This window comes from Paenibacillus sp. Soil522 (assembly GCF_001428245.1).
Lineage (GTDB): Bacteria > Bacillota > Bacilli > Paenibacillales > Paenibacillaceae > Pristimantibacillus.
Window position 1 is genome coordinate 1 of sequence record NZ_LMRV01000023.1, and the last position, 1136, is coordinate 1136.

2 protein-coding genes are annotated in these 1136 nt (G+C 39.5%); one reads left to right on the forward strand and one right to left on the reverse strand.

Annotated elements, in window-relative coordinates:
• A partial coding sequence (locus tag ASG81_RS03870) for a DnaJ family domain-containing protein (RefSeq protein WP_056629412.1) occupies window positions 1-285 on the forward strand: 285 nt, incomplete at its 5' end.
• A 98-nt stretch (window positions 286-383) separates the two neighbouring features.
• On the opposite strand, the gene ASG81_RS03875 is transcribed toward ASG81_RS03870, so the two are convergent.
• Complete coding sequence (locus ASG81_RS03875) at window positions 384-866, reverse strand: hypothetical protein (protein WP_056629414.1); 483 nt, start codon at window positions 864-866, stop codon at window positions 384-386.
• Window positions 867-1136: the final 270 nt, after the last annotated feature.

A 1136-nucleotide genomic window follows, 5' to 3' on the forward strand; every position in this document is an offset into this window, starting at 1 on the left:
GGCAAAGGAAAGCCGTTGAATCTCGATTCTGGCGATGTCTTCACCAGCATACTCAAAAATGCTAACGTGCTGCCCGATTGGTTACAGCTGCAGCAAGAAATAAGAGAGCAAATCCGCAAGCTGCTAACCTCTCTCCCTGATAACAGCGATAATAAATGGGACCGGGAAATAGCCGAAATCAATATAAAAATAAAGAAATACAATACGATAGTCCCGGCAGCCATTTTGCAAAAAAGACAGGTCGCAAGAGACACGATACAGGAACAATATCAGCAATGGCTTTAGAGGGTTGACCGTATTCCGCTTTGTCCGCGAATAATACTCTGATGTCGCAGCCTTGATGTTGAGCTATCGTACCCGTTAGTTTAGAAACGTGGTTTCTATTACTTACGAAAAGTAGACTGGTATAGTATCGTACCCTCCCTGGAAAGACCAATCAATTCAGCATTATCATATTTCCATTGCAAATACCAAATAGATTTTTTGGGTTCAAGTATTGTGGCTTCAATAAACTCGCCTTGTTCTTTCTTTAATTGCACTTTCGTGATTTTGCCGTCATTGATTCTCCCAAACAAGATTTCGTCATCTGCCCCTTTATTGATTATGCCATACGAAATTGCATCATTACCGCCGATGTTGTTGGAACTTACCACATTCCATCCTTTGCCTTCCGGCGATAACTCGGCAGCACCAACACTTTGTTTCTCACTGTACAAGATAACAATTCCTTTTTGTATCTTTATTTCATGTAATATTTCGGCATTGGGATGAACATCACGGAAAGCTTCTTCATATGTTTTTGTTCCACAAGCTGATAATAAAGTTGCTATCATCAATATTATCGTTGTCATCATATATTTTCGCATTCACTTACCCCCTTTAATTTCAAAGTTAAAAATTACTTCCTATACTAAGACTCAATAAAGCTTTTTGTTCAACTATGTTGCCCGTTAGCTCAACAGGCTGGCGAGCGAATCGCCAGCAGCCTACGTAGTTAAGCATTATGGAGCTATCGTACCCGTTAGTTCAACATGTCTACACTTATTTGTCCTTAGCAATAATCAAAACCGTTTATAAGCTGGTATTTTCATCAAGACTATTAGTCAAAACAATGTAGATAATCAAGGATGCAGGCA